Here is a 19,291-nt window from a genome sequence, read left to right on the forward strand (position 1 = left end):
TTTTCTTGCTAATTGTTAACTGACGTTATCATGTCTGTAACAATTTGTTCCAATTGTAGTATTAATCGTTCAAAATAGTCTTTTTTGTTCAAAAAATGCTATACACGGTAACAACTACATGCAAATTGTTTATACATTTGCGTTGTTGTTTATGTAACTATTGGGATGAACAAACCATAGCTGACAAACGTTAATAGGTACGAGTACATAGCTGATGAAAGACGCGACTTGGCTGACTTGTTAATGAGGATACACGCGACTTACAACTTAGTATTGGGAAAAATAATTAAGGAAATATAGAATAAAAAGATTGCTTATGTCACAGATTGTCGGACATATCTCACAGGTAATCGGGCCTGTAGTAGACGTCTATTTCGAAGGAACGGAGGCAGAAATGATGTTGCCGAGTATTCACGACGCACTGGAAATAAAAAGGTCGAACGGCAAAAGACTGATTGTAGAGGTACAGCAGCACATTGGTGAAAACACGGTGCGTACTGTTGCTATGGACAGTACGGACGGCCTGCAGAGAGGAATGACAGTGCATCCGCTGGGAGGCCCCATCACCATGCCGATAGGTACACAAATCAAAGGCCGCCTGATGAACGTAGTGGGCGACTCTATCGACGGCATGAAGGAGTTGGACCGTACAGGTGCTTATCCCATCCATCGCGACCCCCCTAAGTTTGAAGATTTGACTACCGTACAAGAGGTGCTTTATACAGGCATCAAGGTTATCGACTTGCTGGAACCATATAGCAAGGGCGGTAAAATCGGTCTGTTTGGTGGCGCCGGTGTAGGCAAGACGGTGCTTATCCAAGAGCTCATTAATAATATTGCGAAGAAGCAGCACGGCTTCTCTGTGTTTGCCGGTGTAGGAGAACGTACACGTGAAGGCAACGACCTGCTGAGAGAAATGATTGAATCCGGTGTTATCCGTTACGGAGAAGAATTCAAGAAAGGTATGGAGGAAGGCCATTGGGATTTGTCCAAAGTAGATTATGACGAAGTGGCCAAATCACAAGTGTCTTTGATATTCGGTCAGATGAACGAACCTCCCGGTGCGCGTCAGTCCGTGGCATTGTCTGGGTTGACGGTGGCCGAGTCCTTCCGTGACATGGGAGCGGAGACGGACGGTCCGCGTGACATTCTGTTCTTCATTGATAATATCTTCCGTTTCACCCAAGCCGGTTCCGAGGTTTCGGCCTTGCTGGGCCGTATGCCTTCTGCCGTAGGCTATCAGCCGACACTGGCAACGGAAATGGGTGCCATGCAGGAGCGTATTACCTCTACAAGAAACGGCTCCATCACTTCCGTGCAGGCTGTATATGTGCCTGCCGATGACTTGACGGACCCGGCACCTGCCACAACGTTTACCCACCTCGATGCCACCACGGTGTTGAGTCGTAAGATTACTGAACTTGGTATTTATCCTGCTGTGGACCCGTTGGAATCTACTTCACGCATTCTCGACCCACACATCGTGGGGGTAGAACACTACGAAGTGGCACAACGTGTAAAACAAATATTGCAGCGCAACAAGGAATTGCAAGACATTATCTCCATCCTTGGTATGGAGGAACTCTCTGATGCCGACCGTACGTTGGTGAACCGTGCACGTCGTGTGCAGCGTTTCCTTTCACAGCCGTTTGCCGTTGCCGAGCAGTTTACGGGTGTCCCAGGTACAATGGTTTCCATTGAGGACACTATCAAAGGCTTCAAGATGATTCTTGACGGGGAGGTGGACTACCTGCCCGAACCTGCTTTCTTGAATGTGGGAACCATTGAAGAAGCCATTGAGAAGGGTAAGAAACTACTGGAGCAGGCAGGGGGAAAAACGATTAAAAATTAAAAGTCTGGGAGCTTTGATGATGAAAAAGTTGCATTTGAATATTGTTTCACCGGAGAAGGAACTCTTCAACGGGGAAGTGGAAAGTGTTACATTGCCGGGCACTATGGGCTCTTTTTCTATCCTGCCGCAGCATGCACCGATTGTATCATCGTTGGGAACGGGGAAATTGATTTACGCAACGGACGGTGAGGAACATGAGTTGGATATTCAAAGCGGATTCGTGGAGATGAGTAACGGAAGGGTTGCCGTCTGTATAGAACAGCAATAGGCTATTAAAAAATTAAAAATTAAAAAATAGAGGTTGTTAGCGTGACTATTACTAAGAGAAACTACTTATTGCATACAGCGCTCTTGACGGTATTGATAGGAATTGTAGGCGGTTGGGCGTATTTTTCGATAAATCCGCATCACTATTTCGGCGGTTATCCGCTGATTCCGCTTTTCTTCTTTGTTTTCGGAGTATTCATGATTAATATGACCGAAAGCTGCCGTCACCGGATGCCAGGACGAATGTTGCAGATTTATCTGCTGATGCGTGTGATGAGAATGCTGGTCTCCATGATTGTGATGCTGGTTTATTGCGTTGCAGTACGTGAGGAAGCCAGGGCGTTTTTGTTGACGTTTATAGCCAACTATCTGATATATTTGATTTATGATTCCTGGTTCTTCTTCACTTTTGAGGCGAATCGGAAACTGAAAAAGAAAAGTAACAATGAAAAGATTGCGTAACATACTGACTGTAATTCTGCTGGCACTGGGCATGTTGCTACCCGCCACGGTGCGGGCCGAGAATACGGTGGACGTGAAGGAGATTGTCTTCGGGCATATCGGCGATTCTTACGAATGGCACATCACGACGTGGGGCGAAACTCACGTTACGATTCCTTTGCCGGTAATAGTGCATAGCTCTACCACCGGATGGCATGCCTTTCTATCCTCACGTCTGGAGGAGAACGGTGGAAGTTATGAAGGCTTTTCCATCGCTCCCGCAGGAAGCAAGTACGAAGGCAAGCTGGTGGAGTATGATGCCACCGGAAACGAAATACGCCCGTTGGACATCTCCATCACGAAGGTGACACTGGCTTTGCTCATCAACAGCGCATTGCTGCTTCTCATCATTTTGAGTGTGGCGCACTGGTATCGCAAGCACCCGCAGGGAAGTGCCGCTCCCGGTGGTTTCATCGGGTTTATGGAGATGTTTATCATGATGGTGAACGATGATATTATAAAGAGCTGTGTCGGTCCGAAGTACCGTAAATTCGCACCTTACTTGCTGACGGCCTTCTTCTTTATTTTCATCAACAACATTATGGGGCTGATTCCTTTCTTTCCCGGAGGGGCCAACGTGACGGGAAATATAGCCATTACGATGGTATTGGCCATCTGTACTTTCTTGGCCGTGAATATCTTTGGAACCAAGACTTATTGGAAAGATATCTTTTGGCCGGATGTGCCCTGGTGGCTGAAGGTACCGGTCCCCATGATGCCGTTTATCGAGTTCTTCGGTATTTTCACCAAACCGTTTGCTTTGATGATACGTCTTTTTGCCAATATGCTGGCAGGGCACATGGCAATGCTGGTGCTTACCTGCCTGATATTCATCTCGGCCAGTATGGGACCTGCTTTGAACGGAACGCTGACCGTGGCATCGGTGTTGTTCAATATCTTTATGAATGCACTTGAGTTGTTGGTTGCCTTTATCCAGGCATATGTGTTCACCATGCTGTCAGCCGTGTTCATCGGTCTGGCGCAGGAAGAGCATAAGGAGAAGGCGGTGAAGTGATACGATTATTGGGAATATAAATATTAATAAAAATAACCATTTAAAAACTGAAAGTTATGTTACTATCTGTATTATTGCAAGCTGCTGCGGCAGGTGTGGGAGTTAGTAAACTGGGTGCAGCCATTGGTGCTGGTTTGGCTGTTATTGGTGCTGGTGTAGGTATTGGTAAAATCGGCGGTTCTGCTATGGAGGCCATTGCCCGCCAGCCGGAAGCATCCGGAGATATCCGTATGAACATGATTATTGCCGCTGCCTTGATTGAAGGTGTTGCTTTGTTGGCAGTAGTTGTGTGTTTATTGGTATTCTTTTTATAATGTACAATCTACCATTTGCCATTTACAATTTGTCCGTGCAGCATCACCGCGCAGCCAAATTGTAAATCGTAAATTGTCAAATAGTAAATAAAATTATGTCATTGTTATTACCCGATAGTGGTCTGCTGTTCTGGATGCTCCTTTCATTCGGTGTGGTGTTTGTGGTGCTTGCCAAGTACGGTTTTCCCGTTATCACCAAGATGGTGGAAGGTCGCAAGACCTACATCGACCAGTCTTTGGAAGTGGCACGCGAAGCAAATGCCCAGCTCTCCAAACTGAAAGAGGAGAGTGAAGCGTTGATTGCTGCTGCCAACAAAGAACAAGGACGTATTCTGCGGGAGGCGATGCATGAGCGTGACAAGATTATCGTCGAAGCACGCAAGCAGGCGGAAGCCGCCGCGCAGAAGGAGCTGGACGAAGTTAAAAAGCAGATACAGCAAGAGAAGGAAGAGGCCATCCGCGATATTCGCCGCCAGGTGGCAGTCTTGTCCGTAGATATAGCCGAGAAAATTATCCGCAAGAATCTGGACGAGAAACATGAGCAGATGGAGATGATAGACCGGATGCTGGATGAAGTGCTGGCCGCAAGTAAAAACAATTAATTCTCAAAGAAATGGATATAGGAATCGTTTCGATGCGTTATGCGAAAGCATTGATGGAATATGCCAAGAGCATGGGGGCAGAAGATACTCTGTACAAGGAGTTTTGTATGCTCGACCGTAGCTTCAGGAAACATCCGGATTTGCGCATGGCATTGGAAAACCCCATCCTGACGATACGTGAGAAGTTAACACTTATCTGTACCGCTGCTGTGGGGGATGCTCCTGCGGGCCGTGAGTTTGCGCGTTTCATGACCCTGGTGTTGAAGAACCGGCGGGAAAACTTTCTCCAGTACATCTGCCTGAGTTTTCTGGATTTGTACCGGAAAGACAAGCATATCGGTGTAGGAAAGCTGATAACAGCCGTTCCCGTCAGCCAGGAAGTGCGGGAGCGCATCCATGACAGTGCTTCCTCCCTGCTGCATGCCAGCATGGAGCTGCAGACTGAAGTGGATCCCTCCATTGAAGGTGGTTTTATCTTCGACATCAACGACTTCCGTCTGGATGCCAGTATTGCTACGCAGCTTAAGAAAGTGAAACAGCAGTTCATTGATAAGAATAGAAGAATCGTGTGATTTACGATTTGACAATTTACAATTTACTTATTTAATAGTCTTGTGATGCGTAAGTTGTAGAGGTCAAACAGTATATGATTCGGGTTCTTTCAAATAGTAAATAGTAAATTGTAAAATAGTAAATACTAAGATGTTGTCTGAAAATATAAAAGTAAGCGAAGTCTCCGATATTCTCCGCAAGCAACTGGAAGGGATTGACACCCGCGTACAGTTGGACGAGATTGGCACGGTACTGCAAGTCAGTGACGGTGTAGCCCGTATCTATGGGTTGCGCAATGCCGAAGCCAACGAGTTGTTGGAGTTCGACAACGGCATCAAGGCCATTGTGATGAACCTCGAAGAGGATAATGTGGGTGCTGTGTTGCTTGGCCCTACGGATAAAATCAAGGAAGGCTTCATTGTAAAGCGTACCAAGCGTATTGCTTCCATCATGGTGGGAGAGGGTATGCTGGGCCGTGTAATAGACCCTCTGGGTGCGCCGCTCGATGGCAAAGGACTGATAGGCGGAGAACTTTATGAAATGCCGCTGGAACGCAAGGCGCCGGGAGTTATCTTCCGTCAGCCGGTGAATCAGCCGCTACAGACCGGTCTGAAGGCTGTGGATGCCATGATACCTATCGGCCGTGGACAGCGTGAGCTGATTATCGGTGACCGCCAGACCGGTAAGACGGCCATTGCCATCGATACCATCATCAACCAGCGTGCCAATTTTGATGCTGGTGATCCGGTATATTGCATTTATGTAGCCATTGGCCAGAAAGGTTCTACCGTTGCCTCTATCGTGAATACCCTGCACCAGTACGGTGCGATGGACTATACCATTGTGGTGGCTGCTACGGCGGGAGACCCGGCTGCATTGCAGTATTACGCTCCCTTTGCAGGGGCTGCCATCGGAGAGTATTTCCGTGATACCGGCCGTCATGCGCTGGTGGTCTATGACGACTTGTCCAAGCAGGCGGTGGCCTATCGTGAAGTGTCTCTGATTCTGCGCCGTCCGTCAGGACGTGAGGCCTATCCGGGTGATATCTTCTATCTGCACTCCCGTTTGTTGGAACGTGCGGCGAAGATTATCAGCCAGGAGGAAGTGGCACGCGAGATGAACGACCTGCCGGACAGTCTGAAAGGCAAGGTGAAAGGTGGCGGTTCGCTGACTGCATTGCCCATTATCGAAACTCAGGCAGGAGACGTGTCTGCCTATATCCCAACGAATGTGATTTCAATCACTGACGGGCAGATATTCCTTGATACGAACCTCTTCAACCAGGGTAACCGTCCGGCCATTGACGTGGGTATCTCTGTGAGCCGTGTGGGTGGTAATGCCCAAGTCAAGGCTATGAAGAAGGTGGCAGGTACATTAAAGATTGACCAGGCACAGTACCGGGAGCTGGAAGCGTTTACCAAGTTCAGTGGCGATATGGACCCCGTGACGGCATTGACCATCGACAAGGGACAGAAGAATACACGCCTGCTGGTACAGCCCCAATACAGCCCGATGCCGGTAGAAAAGCAGATTGTCATTCTTTATTGCGGCACGCACGGCTTGTTGAGGAATGTTCCTTTGGACAAGGTCAGCGAGTTTGAACGCAACTTCCTTGAGTCTCTTGAGATGAACTATCGCATGGAGGTACTCGACGTTTTAAAGACGGGTGCCATCAATGACGATGTCTGCAAGAAGATTGAGGAGACGGCAGAGGCGGTTGCAAGGCAATTCATGTAAATAGTGATTAGCGTTTAGTGATAAGTGATTTTGTTGATATATCCGGCAATCCAACTACACCGTATATGCAATATAATCCCTAATCCCTAATCCTTAATCCTTAATCCTTAATTATCATGTCTTCACTGAAAGAGGTAAAAAATAGAATAAGCTCCGTCAAGAGTACACGCCAGATAACATCGGCTATGAAGATGGTGGCATCTGCCAAACTGCATAAGGCGCAGGGGCGGATTGAGAATATGCTGCCTTATCAACGGAAGCTGAATGAGATTCTGACGAACTTTCTGCGTACGGATGCTTCCTTCGAGTCGCCCTATACCGAGAAAAGACCCGTGACGAGGGTAGCGGTCGTGGCGTTTTCGTCCAATAGTTCCTTGTGCGGTGCATTCAACTCGAATGTGGCGAAGATGCTGGAACGGGCTTTGGAAGATTACCAGTCGCTGGGCAAGGAGAATATTCTGATATATCCCGTTGGGAGAAAGGTGGAGGAAGCCGTCAAGAAAATGGGATATGTGCCGCAAGGCAGCTACCAGGTGATGGCAGACAAGCCTTCGTACGTTGAAGCGTATGAGCTGGCAGAGAAGTTGATGCATGAGTTTGTGGAAAAGCAGATTGACCATGTGGAGCTGATTTACCATCACTTCAAATCGATGGGTTCGCAGGTGCTGCTCCGCGAGAATTATCTGCCCATTGACCTGACGCAAGTAGCGCAGGAGGCGGCAGAAGATGTACCGGAGGATGCCCGCAGTTTTAATAATGATTACATTGTGGAACCTTCCGTCGGCGAACTGATAGCGGAACTTCTGCCAAAAGTGTTGAGTCAGAAGATATTTACCGTGCTTCTCGATTCCAATACTTCGGAACATGCTGCCCGTATGCTTGCCATGCAGACGGCGACAGATAATGCCAACGAGTTGATTCAAGATTTGACGAAACAGTATAACAAGAGCCGTCAGCAGGCCATTACGAATGAGCTGCTCGATATTATCGGCGGTAGCTTGAAATAGCCCGGATCGCCCCGTAAAGGGCTTGTTCAGGCTGGGTACAAATAAATGGAATAATAGGACAAGGATAACGAAATAAGCGTTATCTTTGTCCTATTATCATATATGGCTACTGATGAAATCCGTATCATTCTGAGAGAGAGCGGATTGGTTGAATAATAAACATATCAATGGAGAATAATCCCGAAATAGCGCTTGCATGGCAATTCATTGAAAACACAGGCACTCATCTTTTTTTGACCGGCAAGGCAGGTACCGGTAAGACAACTTTCCTGCGAAAACTGAGGGCGGAGAGTCCGAAACGGATGATTGTACTTGCACCGACGGGAATTGCCGCTATCAATGCAGGCGGTGTCACCATCCACTCCTTTTTCCAAGTACCTTTTGCTCCTTATGTGCCCGAAAGCTCATTCAGCGCAGATGGCAAGGCAACCTACCGTTTTCGTTACGGGAAAGAGAAAATCAACATTATACGCAGCATAGATTTATTGGTCATCGATGAAATCAGTATGGTCCGTGCCGACTTGCTCGATTCGGTGGATGCCGTCTTGAGGCGGTTCCGCGACCGGAACAAACCCTTTGGCGGCGTGCAACTGCTGATGATTGGCGACTTACAGCAGCTGTCTCCCGTAGTGAAAGACGATGAGTGGCAGATGCTGCGCAAATACTATGACACGCCTTATTTCTTCTCCAGCCAGGCCTTGAAGCAGACGGAATATTGCACCATAGAACTAAAGAAAGTCTATCGGCAGAACGATGGGACTTTTCTTGAATTACTGAACCGCATTCGCGAAAACCGTTGTGACGGGCAAGTGCTGGAAGCCTTGAACCGCCGGTATATTCCCAATTTCGTACCAGATAAAGAAGAAGGATACATCCGCCTGGTGACCCACAATTATCAGGCCCAACGGATTAATGACCATGAGCTGGAACAACTTCCGGGACGCTCGTATGCCTTTCGTGCCAAGATTGACGGAAAGTTTCCCGAATATTCCTATCCCACGGATGAAGTACTGGAACTGAAACGCGGTGCCCAGGTAATGTTTGTGAAGAACGACACCTCCGGTGAGCACCGTTACTACAATGGCATGATTGGAGAGGTGACAGCCGTGTCGGCAGATGGAATTGAAGTGCGCAGTAAGGGAAGCGACGCTACCTTCTTACTTCAGGAGGAAGAGTGGACGAATGCCAAATACGTGCTTGATGAGGAAACCAAGGAGATTACAGAAGATATTGAAGGAACATTCCGGCAATATCCGCTGAAGCTGGCGTGGGCGATTACCATTCACAAAAGCCAGGGACTGACGTTTGAACGTGCCGTGATTGATGCCGGTGCCTCCTTTGCGCATGGGCAGACCTATGTGGCTCTGAGCCGCTGCAAGACATTGGAGGGAGTGGTGCTCAGTGCCCCGCTTTCTGCAAAGGCCGTTATCAGTGACCATGCAGTAGATACCTTCACGATGGAGGCACGGAGAAACGAGCCGGACGAGAAACGCTTCCGTTCCTTGCAGCAGACCTATTTCCTGGAACTGCTGTCGGGCTTGTTCGATTTCCAGCCCATGGAGCAGGCTTTGCGGCGGTATGTGCGGCTGATAGACGAACACTTGTACAAGCTCTTTCCCAAGCAACTCGCAGCCTGCAAGGAGGAAATGGAACGTTTTCACGACAAAGTGACGAAAGTAGCCCAGAAGTTCAGTATCCAGTATACCCGCCTGATTGATACTGCGCAGGACTATGCAGCCGACCCGACTTTGCAGGGGCGCATACACTCTGCCGCCACTTATTTTCAAGAGCAGTTGCAACCGCTGGATGCGGTGATGGCGAGTACGGTAACTTCTGATAATAAAGAGTTGAAGAAGAAGCTCCGGGATGCCATGGAGGAACTGGAGGAAGTGTTTGACATGAAGACTGATTTGCTGGATTATGTGCTGGAGAATGGTTTCCATATGGCAGGATACTTGAAGCAGAAAGCACTGCTTTCCATTGATGATTCGGCTTCGCAGAAGGGTAAAGGCAAAGGGAGAAGTGCTTCTGCCAAAGAAGGGCAGGGAAGCAGTAAGCAGGCTGATAAAGAGAAACGTCCGCGTGAGCGGAAACGCGATGCTGCGGCTGTTGAAGTACCCACGGATGTGCTGCATCCGGAACTTTACAACCGCTTGGTAGCATGGCGCAATGCAGAAGCTTCCGCATTAGGGCTGCCCGTATACACCGTCATTCAGCAGAAGGCAATTCTAGGCATCAGCAATCTGCTTCCTTCGGATAAGGCCATGCTTGTACGCATTCCGTATTTCGGAAAAAAAGGGGTGGAGAAATATGGAGATGTGATTCTGGAGATGGTACGTGTGTATCGCAAAGAGAAAGGACTGGCAGAGCCGGAGTTGCTGTAGTCGAATCTCCTGCCATCCGCACCTGCATTATTTACCATCCGAACATCAGCTTTATTCCTTCCTCCAGCGTATACGGTTGATACCCCAGTTCCCGGTGTGCCTTTTCTATACTCAGCCCGCTGAAACGGGGACGTGGTGTCTTTTCGTTCATTTCCTTCGTGGTGACGGGACGGATGAGCGAGCGATTCAGCCCCAATACGTCCGCTACCCGATAAGCGATGTCTGCAATGGTCAGGCACTCGCTGCCACAGAGATGATAGATACCGTTTTGCGGATGACTTATCAGCTTCTCCACTCCTTGCGACACGTCTCCCACGAAGGTGGGCGTACGCCATTGGTCGGATACGACGAACACTTCCTCATTGTTCCTTAATCTGTTTGCCACCAGTTGGAGCACATTTCCATGCTGTCCGGGCAGGGCGGCACCGTACACCACCACTACGCGCACGATGGCATAATCCCTGCAAACGGCAGCGATACGTTTCTCACCTTCCAGTTTGGTGTAGCCGTAATAATTAACGGGAGCGGGAATATCCTCCTCCGTATAGGGTCGGTCCGTATCACCACCGAAAACGAAGTCGGTGGAAAGATGGATAAAACGGCTGCCTCCCGCCTCACAGCATTCTGCCAGATGCTCCACGGCAGTAATGTTGACGGCATCCGCTTCTGCATGGTGCGTTTCGCAATAATCGGGGACGGAGAGGGCGGAGGTATTGATTACAACATCCGGCTGTACTTCCTGGAAAAGCTTTTTCACCGCCTGGCGGTTGCATATATCCGTACGGATAAAGCGATAGTCGCCCGAATGGGGACAGATGTCGTCGTGCAGGGAACAGCCCGTTGTCTGATAAAACACGTTGTGGGACAAATCATCCAGGATGCGTCTGCCGGTAAAACCGTTGGCGCCTATTACCAGTATTTTCTTTCTTGTCATTGATTCTGTTGTTAAGTGATGGGCATCAATAGGGCACGTGTCTGCCCTGCTGTACCTCGATGCGTATGCCAAAGGCTCCGTTGGCTGATTTCAGCTCGAACGCCCCTTTGAAATTGTTCTTTTCCCAAGGCAGTGCGGAAGGGTTGGGTACTTTCCAGCCGTCCTTGTCATATTCGCCGTACGTATGGATGCGCATGCCGTTCTTCAAAGTGAAACTTCCCATTTGCAGGTTGTCGGTAGAGCCCCAGAAGCCCGTCAGTCCGAAGGGATTCGAACTGAAATACCGGGAGTTGCTGAGTGAGAATATGTTCGAAAGACCTTGTGAATAAGTCACGTTCGGGTTCAACTGGAAGATGCGGCTATAGTCTTTGCTGGCATCCGGTATCTCCAAAGTGAATTTGGGAAGAGTGGGGGTGGACAGATTCATCAGCCCCATATCCAGCAGGAAGCCGTCGTAATTCTTCACGCCCGGCAGAAGCTCCTTTTCAGACGGAGACATGCCTTCGGGAGACGCTTCGCCACGTACTGCAGTACGTACCGTATCGGCAGGCATCTCGCTCTGTGCGCTGACGGATGACATGCCTGCAAGTAAAATGATGATGCAGAAGAAGATTCGTTTCATAGTTCTTTGTTCACAATTTCAGTTGCTGTCTGCCGCATAGGGGCAGACTGAACAAAGATACTCGTTTCCCTCTATTTCCGGAAATATCTTTGTATTATTTCTATTTCTTTATACGAATGGTAGGGGCGAAAATGGGCGAATTTACCCATTTCATTTTGGTGGGGTCGTATCTTCGTTCCATCCCTCCGTTGAGGTCGAGCCAGTCCGTCACTTTCAGTTCCAGTACCATGCCATAACCGCTTTGCGGATACATCGGGTTCATATATCCATGAAAGGAGTTACTTCTCCCGTAGCCCGAATACTGGCCGAAGGCATGCAGGCGCATGTAGGGATTGATGCGGTAGGATACGGAGGCATTGTAGCCTATGTCCCATTGAGTACCTCGGGGGGCATCCCTTTTGGCATACTGGGCACCGGTAATGGATGAAGGTTGGGAGATGGAATAGTGGGCGGCATATACCCCTCCGCTCAATTCCCAATGTCCGTCGGGACTGTAATAAGTGACTCCTGCGCCAGCCTGCATGATGGAGCCCATTGCAGGATAGGTGTTATGGCTGCCGTACATCGTCAGTACGACTTCCGGCGAGAGCAGGAAATCGGCGAAACGCTGGAAGTCCCATTCAAAGATGTTTTTCTGAAAGTGTATCTTCTTCATGTCCGTCCAGGGCAGGGGCTCCACATAGTCGGAGGGAGGGAGATGGAGATTTATCTCTTCCTGCTGTTCGCCTTGCAGACTTTGTTGGGGCTGGCTTTCATCAAGGCCCGTACGCTTGTTCTCTTTTGGAGAAAAGGGAATCTGCTCTTTCTTTACGGGAGGCCGGTTCTTTATTGTGTCTTCCGGAATCTCGCTCTGTGCATAGGCGCAGAGTGAGGAACAGATAAAAGTAATGAATAATAACTTTTTCATAAATAGTAGTTTAGTTTTAGTTTAGTTCACTATTAGTTTATATCCTATTCCCCGCACATTGACGATACGGATGCGCTCGTCTCCGGCCAGTTTATGCCGCAGTTTGGTGATGAACACATGCAGGCTGCGGGAGTTGAAGAAGCTGTCGTCTCCCCAGAGGTCGAGCAATACATTCTGGGTGTTGACCACCTGGTTACGGTTCTCGCAAAGACGTTTCAGTATCTCGGACTCGCGGTGGGAGAGTTCCACTTCCGTATCCGCGTTAGGTGAAGTCGGGGTGCCTGCAAAAGCAAGTCGTTGAGTGACGGAATTGAAACGGTAGTCACCGATTTCAAAAACGGTAGTTTCTTTGGGCTTTTCCTCTGTAAAGGAGAAAGCTTTGCCTACCAGGGCCTTTATGCGGATAATGAGTTCCTGCATTCCGAAAGGCTTTTTCAGGTAGTCGTTGGCACCCAGCTCAAACCCTTCCACCACATCGTTGATGGTGGAGCGGGCGGTAAGGAACAGTACCGGGGTCTGTTTGTCGGTCTGCCGGATGCGGCGCACCATTTCAAAGCCGTCCATGCGGGGCATCATCACGTCTGCCACCAGCACGTCGGGACGGAGGTCGAAGAACTTGCGCAATCCCTCTTCACCGTCTGCTGCGGTGTGGATGATGAAGTTCTGCCCTTCCAATGTGTCCTTGATAATCATGGCGAGGGTCTGTTCGTCCTCAACCAGAAGTACGGTTATCTTTTCCATAATTGTCGCTTTTGTTACAAGTAATGTAAAGCTCCTTAACAAGTAATGTAAAGTACCCTAACAAATAATGTTATCATATCCTTATCGTAAAGGTACTTCCTTTTCCCAACTCACTCTTTACCGATACGCTGCCACCATGCTTCTCTATCATGGTCTTCACATAGAACAATCCCAGCCCATAGCCTTTCACATCGTGCAGATTACCCGTGGGTACGCGGTAGAATTTGTCGAAGATGTGCTTCTGCTTCTCGGGAGCAATACCGATACCGTGGTCGCTGACGGAGATTTCGGTCTGTTCATTCTGCCCTTCGACGGTTACCTTGCGGCAATGGATGGCCACTTCGGCTTCTCCGTGCGAATATTTGATGGCGTTGTCTATCAGGTTGCTGATGATGTTGCTGAAATGCGTACGGTCGGCAAGTACGCTCAAATCTTCCGGTTCGATGTCCACCGATATGTGGACGGAGCTTTCCGCTTTCAGCTTGTGTTGTTCGATGAGCGTTTCCAGAATATCACGTATTGCAAACTCCTCCGGGTGCAGGCGGAAAGTCCTGCGGCGTTCCATACTCATGGAAAGTATCTGTTCAACCAGTCCACTGAGGCGCTGAAGCTGTTCCTGGCAGATACGCAGGTATTTGTCGCGTTTGGCCTTTTCCTCCGCTTGGTTGAAGTTGAGCAGAGCGTCGTTGGCGGCATATGCTACGGCGATGGGGGTTTTCAGTTCGTGGGTGATGTTGTTGGTGAAATCGCTCTTCATCTCTTCCAGTGTCTTCTGTTTCAGGATGGTGCGTATCAGGAACCAGAAGGAGAAAGCGAGTACGATCAGAATAACGAATGATGTGGTGAGAATGCCCGACATCTGTCGCAAGACCAACATGCCGGCCGGTTCCATGATGAGACGGTAGCTTTGATTTGTATTGATGTCGAAAGAATAATTATATTCCACGGCTTTTGAGGTAGGCACATAGCCGGGGGTACCGATGTTTACCAATGTATCTATATAGAGAATGGTAGAGTCCCATTTGCTGCCTTTGTGAAGATGTAGCAGCCTATGGGGAAGATTGATGTTACGGTCATGCAGGAATGAAGTCAGCAGGCTGTCATAAAGCAGTACGTCGGGGTCGGAAATGATGTCCAGTCCCGAATGCAGTCCGCGCTGGAAGTAGGTGGCGAGTTCCAGCATACTGTTTTGGTCGCGCAAAATCACATCCAGTCCCCCTTTGGCACTCAATGCGGATTGGGGAGAGCTGTCTGAGTCCCTGACACTGACTTCCACGCGGGTTGAATCGTTCGGGTGGGTCACGTAAACACTGTCTCCTTTGGGCATGAAGGTTTCGTGCAGGGTGGTGTTGTCCAAAGAATCTTCACGGGAGATGGTGGTACTGCTACGGACAAATGATTTTCCGTCATCGCTGTATCCGGCTGATACGCTGACTTCACCGTGGTTTATGTCGTCCTGCTTCATTTTATCCACGCGTATCATCATTTCGTTATAGTCGCTCATGCGCATGGCTTCGGTGATGTCCCTTTCCATTTCACTGTGCATGGTATGGTAGAGCCCCGTCAGCCAGTAGGCTTGGTAGGCGAAGATGCCGGCCAGGGAGACGATGACAAGTATGGCAATATATTTGAATGGCAGTTTCATGTTTGTTTCCGGTTACTTTTATACATACAAAGGTAAGATTAATATTGTGAACCCTATCATCCGATAAGACTAAATAACACTCCCGATAACACTGGATAACACTTGGTAAGCCGCTGATAACACAAGTTTCTGCTGATTCTGCCGTACTTTGCAGACGAAGATTTGCAGAAGAAGAATATAAACATAAATAAAAAGAAGGACATGAAACGATTCTATTTACTCCCTATTGTATGCTGTGCTTTGAGCATCAGCCTTTCGGCACAAGAGAACAACGGCACTGCAACCACCTCCGGTGCGGACGACAACCGCATCCTCAGCGCCGACAGCCTTATCACGACCGATGCCCGTCTGGACAGTCTTTATCAGACCTTGCCGGAAGTGATGATTACCGGTGAACGCCCCATCGTTAAGGCAGCGCAAGGCAAGCTGGTGTACGACCTGCCCCGCCTTATCCAGAACCTCCCCGTAGACAATGCCTACGATGCCGTGAAAGAGCTTCCCGGCGTCATCGAGATGAATGGAGGGCTGCAGTTGGCAGGTCAGGGAGTCACCGTTATCCTGGACGGCAAAGTAACCACCCTCAGCACAGAGCAGCTCTATTCCTTGCTGCGCAGCATCCCTGCCAGCCGCATAGAGAAGGCGGAAGTGATGTACAACGCCCCTGCACGCTACCAGGTGCGTGGCGCACTTATCAATATCACCTTGAAACAATCGGTAGGCGGCCCCGGCTCCTGGCAAGGCGAACTCTATGCCAAGTATCGCCAGAAGCATAACGAAGGCTTTGAGGAACGCGCCAGCCTGCTCTTCAGCAAAAATAAATTCTCAGCAGATTTTCTTTACTCGCACAGCCATGGCCGGGGCTACTCTACTACCGACAAAGAGGCTGTGCACACCCTGGCAGACGGCTCGGTTCACCCCATGACAACATATGAGGTGGGCCGTGGCCGCAGTCATACCCATAATTTCAGGGTAGGGGCGGACTATAACATCGCCAAGGACCATCAGCTGAGTTTCGTCTATAACGGTGGCTATTCCACCTCCCACAACTGGAAGGGCGTGACGGGCACGCAGGTGTCCACAACTCATGGCAATAGCACCGACTGGCTGCACAACGGCCGTCTGGACTATCGTACCCCTTTCGGCCTCAAAGCCGGTGCCGAACTGACCTACTACCGTTCCCCGTCCGACCAGTTGCTGCATAGCCGCATGCAGGACGAGGAACTCGACTTCTACACCGAAGATTGCCAACGTATCAACCGATGGAAATTCTTTCTGGCCCAGGAGCACAGTCTGGGAAAAGGTTGGGATTTGAATTACGGAGCCATCTATACTACCAGCATCGACAACAGCTACCAATATTATTATGACCCCGAAACCGGCGGACAACTGACCTCATCGGATGCCTTGAGCAATATGAAGTCCCGCCGCCGCGAGCAGACCTGGAATATCTATGCAGGTTCCAGCAAGAGTTTCGGCGACAAACTCGCTTTGGACGCTTCCCTGGCTGTGGAGCATTACAAGACTCCCGTCTGGAACCAGTGGGACTGGTATCCCATCGTCAACTTGAACTATATGCCGTCACCGGGACATATCCTTCAGCTCTCTCTGAGCAGCGACAAGGACTATCCCGACTACTGGGCGGTGCAGGATGCCGTCTCTTACATCGGTGGCGGATACTCTGAGCTGCATGGTAATCCGTTGCTGAAACCGGCGCAAGAGTATGAGCTTAAAATGACCTATATTTTGAAGAGCAAATACATCTTCAGCGCTTGGTTCAACCATACCAAGGACTACTCCGTACAGACACTCTACCAATCTTCCGAACGTCTGGTTGAAATCTACAAGACACTCAATTTTGATTATCAGCAACAAGCAGGTATACAAGCCTCTATCCCGTTTAAGGTGAAGGATTGGTTGAATTCTCGCCTTACCCTCATCGGCTTGTGGCATCGCGAAAAGGATGGTGATTTCTGGGATATTCCTTTCGACAGAAAGCAATGCTATGGCATTGCCCAGATGAACAATACTTTTACTCTCTCCACCAAACCCGACTTGAAGCTGACGGTGACCGGATTTGTGCATAGTAAAGCCATTCAGGGCATCTACGACCTGCCTACGTCGGGCAATGTGAATATTGCCCTGCGCTACGGCTTCGCCAAGAACAAAGCCATTCTCAACCTCTATTGCAACGATATTTTTGAGACGGGACAGATTTCTCCCCGCATCCGTTTCAAGACGCAGAATGTGACGAATCATTACTCATGCTTCCGCGAATTCGGCGTATCGTTTACTTATAAATTCGGTGGATATAAGGAGAAGCAACGGGAGGCGGTGGATACGTCGCGGTTCAAATAGATAGAAGATGCAGGTGGTCAGGTGAAAATACGGTATTCTTTTGTACTTTGCCACATCTTTCGTACTTTTGCAACTTTCAAAACATTAAAGTTGTTATTTAAAGAAAAGACTCTGTATGAAATCGGACATTGAAATAGCCCGCAGCATAGAGCTGAAGAAGATAAAGCAGGTGGCTGAAAGTGTGGATATCCCGCGTGACGAAGTAGAGAACTATGGCCGTTACATAGCCAAGATTCCTACGCATCTGATTGATGAAGAGAAAGTGAAGAAGAGCAATCTGATACTGGTGACGGCTATCACGGCTACGAAAGCGGGTATCGGTAAAACAACCGTGTCCATCGGGCTGGCATTGGGGCTGAACAAGATTGGCAAGAAAGCGATTGTGGCTTTACGCGAACCCTCGTTAGGTCCTTGCTTCGGCATGAAAGGCGGTGCTGCCGGTGGAGGATATGCCCAGGTGCTGCCCATGGAGAAGATAAACCTGCACTTTACGGGCGACTTTCACGCCATTACCTCCGCACACAACATGATTTCCGCTTTGCTCGACAATTACTTGTACCAGCATCAGGCGGATGGCTTCGGACTGAAAGAAATCATCTGGCGGCGCGTACTTGATGTGAATGACCGTTCCTTGCGGAGCATTGTCACCGGATTGGGACCGAGCACCAACGGCATTACCGAGGAGTCGGGCTTCGATATTACCCCGGCTTCCGAAATTATGGCTATTCTCTGTCTGGCAACAGACCTCGACGACCTCCGTCGCCGTATTGAAAATATTATTCTGGGATTCCGTTTCGATGGTACTCCTTTCACAGTGAAGGAGTTAGGAGTAGCCGGTGCCATTACCGTACTGTTGAAAGATGCTATCAACCCCAACTTGGTACAGACTACCGAAGGCTCTGCTGCTTTTGTTCATGGAGGACCGTTCGCAAATATTGCCCATGGTTGCAACTCCATTCTTGCCACAAAAATGGCCATGACATTTGGCGATTATGTAGTGACGGAAGCCGGTTTCGGGGCTGACCTGGGTGCGGAGAAGTTCTACAACATCAAGTGCCGCAAGAGCGGCTTACAGCCCAAGCTGACGATAATCGTTGCTACCGCACAAGGACTGAAGATGCATGGCGGTGTCAGTCTGGACCGCATCAAGGAACCCAATATGGAAGGACTGAAAGAGGGCTTCGGCAATCTGGACAAGCATGTACGCAATTTGCGTTCATTCGGCCAGCAGGTCATCGTGGCATTCAACCGTTTTGCCAGTGATACGGACGAGGAGGTGGAAGCTATCCGCCGCCATTGCGAAGAAAAGCTTGAGGTAGGTTTTGCCGTGAACAACGCCTTTGCCAAAGGAGGAGAGGGAGCCGTTGACCTTGCCAATCTGGTAGTAGATACTATCGAGAACAAACCATCCGAACCGCTGACCTTCACCTACGAAGAGAGCGATTGCGTGGAACGTAAAATAGAAAAGGTAGCCTGCAACCTCTACGGGGCAAGCGTAGTGACTTACAGTCTCCACTCCCGCAAAGTTATCAAACTGATAGAGCAGATGGGTATCAGCCATTACCCCGTCTGTATTGCCAAGACGCAGTACTCCTTCTCTGCCGACCCGAAGATATACGGTGCAGTCAACAACTTTGAGTTCCACATCAAGGATATTGTGGTCAATAACGGTGCGGAAATGATTGTAGCCATCGCCGGTGAAATTCTCCGTATGCCGGGATTACCCAAGAAACCACAAGCCGAACACATTGATATTGTGGACGGAAATATAGAAGGGCTGAGCTAAACGCGCGGAGCGCGTTTAGAATTAAAAATTAAGAATTAAAAATTAAAGGCTGCGCAATGTTCGCTTTGAA

General features: G+C 49.2%; 17 protein-coding genes. 12 read left to right on the forward strand and 5 right to left on the reverse strand.

The features are described 5' to 3' along the window. Positions 1-316 precede the first annotated feature (316 nt). The 10 genes from atpD (at position 317) to DXD65_RS04045 (ending at position 10,231) form a co-directional block, all read left to right on the forward strand. Positions 317-1,852, forward strand: coding sequence for a F0F1 ATP synthase subunit beta (gene atpD / locus DXD65_RS04000; RefSeq protein WP_005829130.1), 1,536 nt, complete (start codon positions 317-319; stop codon positions 1,850-1,852). Positions 1,853-1,871: 19 nt separating this feature from the next. After that, a complete protein-coding gene (gene atpC / locus DXD65_RS04005) occupies positions 1,872-2,120 on the forward strand; it encodes an ATP synthase F1 subunit epsilon (protein ID WP_034523421.1) in 249 nt (82 codons plus the stop codon). Between the two features lie 41 nt (positions 2,121-2,161). Then, positions 2,162-2,581, forward strand: coding sequence for a hypothetical protein (locus tag DXD65_RS04010; RefSeq protein ID WP_005829126.1), 420 nt, complete (start codon positions 2,162-2,164; stop codon positions 2,579-2,581). Continuing rightward, entirely contained in the window at positions 2,565-3,635 is a 1,071-nt protein-coding gene (atpB, locus tag DXD65_RS04015) for a F0F1 ATP synthase subunit A (RefSeq protein WP_009038492.1), read from the forward strand. Before DXD65_RS04010 ends, atpB begins: the two co-directional genes overlap by 17 nt. 56 nt (positions 3,636-3,691) lie before the next feature. Further along, on the forward strand, positions 3,692-3,949 hold the full coding sequence (atpE, locus tag DXD65_RS04020; protein ID WP_005829122.1) for an ATP synthase F0 subunit C: 258 nt from the start codon (positions 3,692-3,694) through the stop codon (positions 3,947-3,949). Between the two features lie 95 nt (positions 3,950-4,044). Further along, positions 4,045-4,551 (forward strand): F0F1 ATP synthase subunit B, encoded by a 507-nt coding sequence (atpF, locus tag DXD65_RS04025; protein WP_005836994.1) that lies wholly within the window; start codon positions 4,045-4,047, stop codon positions 4,549-4,551. Positions 4,552-4,562: 11 nt separating this feature from the next. Continuing rightward, the gene (locus tag DXD65_RS04030; RefSeq protein WP_005829118.1) at positions 4,563-5,123 is read left to right on the forward strand and encodes a F0F1 ATP synthase subunit delta; all 561 of its coding nucleotides are present in this window, start codon (positions 4,563-4,565) and stop codon (positions 5,121-5,123) included. Positions 5,124-5,256: 133 nt separating this feature from the next. Then, entirely contained in the window at positions 5,257-6,840 is a 1,584-nt protein-coding gene (atpA, locus tag DXD65_RS04035) for a F0F1 ATP synthase subunit alpha (RefSeq protein ID WP_117887383.1), read from the forward strand. Between the two features lie 116 nt (positions 6,841-6,956). Further along, a complete protein-coding gene (locus tag DXD65_RS04040; protein WP_005836996.1) occupies positions 6,957-7,847 on the forward strand; it encodes a F0F1 ATP synthase subunit gamma in 891 nt (296 codons plus the stop codon). 167 nt (positions 7,848-8,014) lie between these two features. Next, positions 8,015-10,231, forward strand: a complete 2,217-nt coding sequence (locus DXD65_RS04045; RefSeq protein ID WP_057252424.1) for an AAA family ATPase — start codon at positions 8,015-8,017, stop codon at positions 10,229-10,231. Positions 10,232-10,262: 31 nt separating this feature from the next. Here the strand turns inward: DXD65_RS04045 and DXD65_RS04050 are convergent, their stop codons facing one another. The 5 genes from DXD65_RS04050 to DXD65_RS04070 all read right to left on the reverse strand — a co-directional run bounded on the left by DXD65_RS04050 (position 10,263) and on the right by DXD65_RS04070 (position 15,080). Beyond that, positions 10,263-11,165: an SDR family oxidoreductase gene (locus DXD65_RS04050; RefSeq protein WP_008663562.1), complete on the reverse strand. Its 903-nt coding sequence runs from the start codon at positions 11,163-11,165 to the stop codon at positions 10,263-10,265. Between the two features lie 25 nt (positions 11,166-11,190). Beyond that, positions 11,191-11,787 (reverse strand): hypothetical protein, encoded by a 597-nt coding sequence (locus DXD65_RS04055; RefSeq protein ID WP_005829107.1) that lies wholly within the window; start codon positions 11,785-11,787, stop codon positions 11,191-11,193. A gap of 100 nt (positions 11,788-11,887) precedes the next feature. Further along, positions 11,888-12,694 carry a hypothetical protein gene (locus DXD65_RS04060; protein ID WP_008663564.1) on the reverse strand — a complete coding sequence of 269 codons (807 nt, stop codon included), beginning with the start codon at positions 12,692-12,694 and terminating at the stop codon, positions 11,888-11,890. A 21-nt stretch (positions 12,695-12,715) separates the two neighbouring features. Continuing rightward, the gene (locus tag DXD65_RS04065) at positions 12,716-13,435 is read right to left on the reverse strand and encodes a response regulator transcription factor (RefSeq protein WP_008663566.1); all 720 of its coding nucleotides are present in this window, start codon (positions 13,433-13,435) and stop codon (positions 12,716-12,718) included. Positions 13,436-13,508: 73 nt separating this feature from the next. Beyond that, positions 13,509-15,080 (reverse strand): sensor histidine kinase, encoded by a 1,572-nt coding sequence (locus DXD65_RS04070; RefSeq protein WP_057255870.1) that lies wholly within the window; start codon positions 15,078-15,080, stop codon positions 13,509-13,511. Positions 15,081-15,281: 201 nt separating this feature from the next. On the opposite strand from DXD65_RS04070, the gene DXD65_RS04075 reads away from it, so the two are divergent. Both DXD65_RS04075 and DXD65_RS04080 read left to right on the forward strand, forming a co-directional pair. Further along, positions 15,282-17,435 carry an outer membrane beta-barrel family protein gene (locus tag DXD65_RS04075; RefSeq protein WP_055288447.1) on the forward strand — a complete coding sequence of 718 codons (2,154 nt, stop codon included), beginning with the start codon at positions 15,282-15,284 and terminating at the stop codon, positions 17,433-17,435. A gap of 115 nt (positions 17,436-17,550) precedes the next feature. Beyond that, positions 17,551-19,221 carry a formate--tetrahydrofolate ligase gene (locus tag DXD65_RS04080; protein WP_005829089.1) on the forward strand — a complete coding sequence of 557 codons (1,671 nt, stop codon included), beginning with the start codon at positions 17,551-17,553 and terminating at the stop codon, positions 19,219-19,221. The last annotated feature ends 70 nt before the right edge of the window (positions 19,222-19,291 follow it).

It is taken from the genome of Bacteroides sp. 4_1_36 (assembly GCF_003466325.1).
Lineage (GTDB): Bacteria > Bacteroidota > Bacteroidia > Bacteroidales > Bacteroidaceae > Bacteroides > Bacteroides uniformis.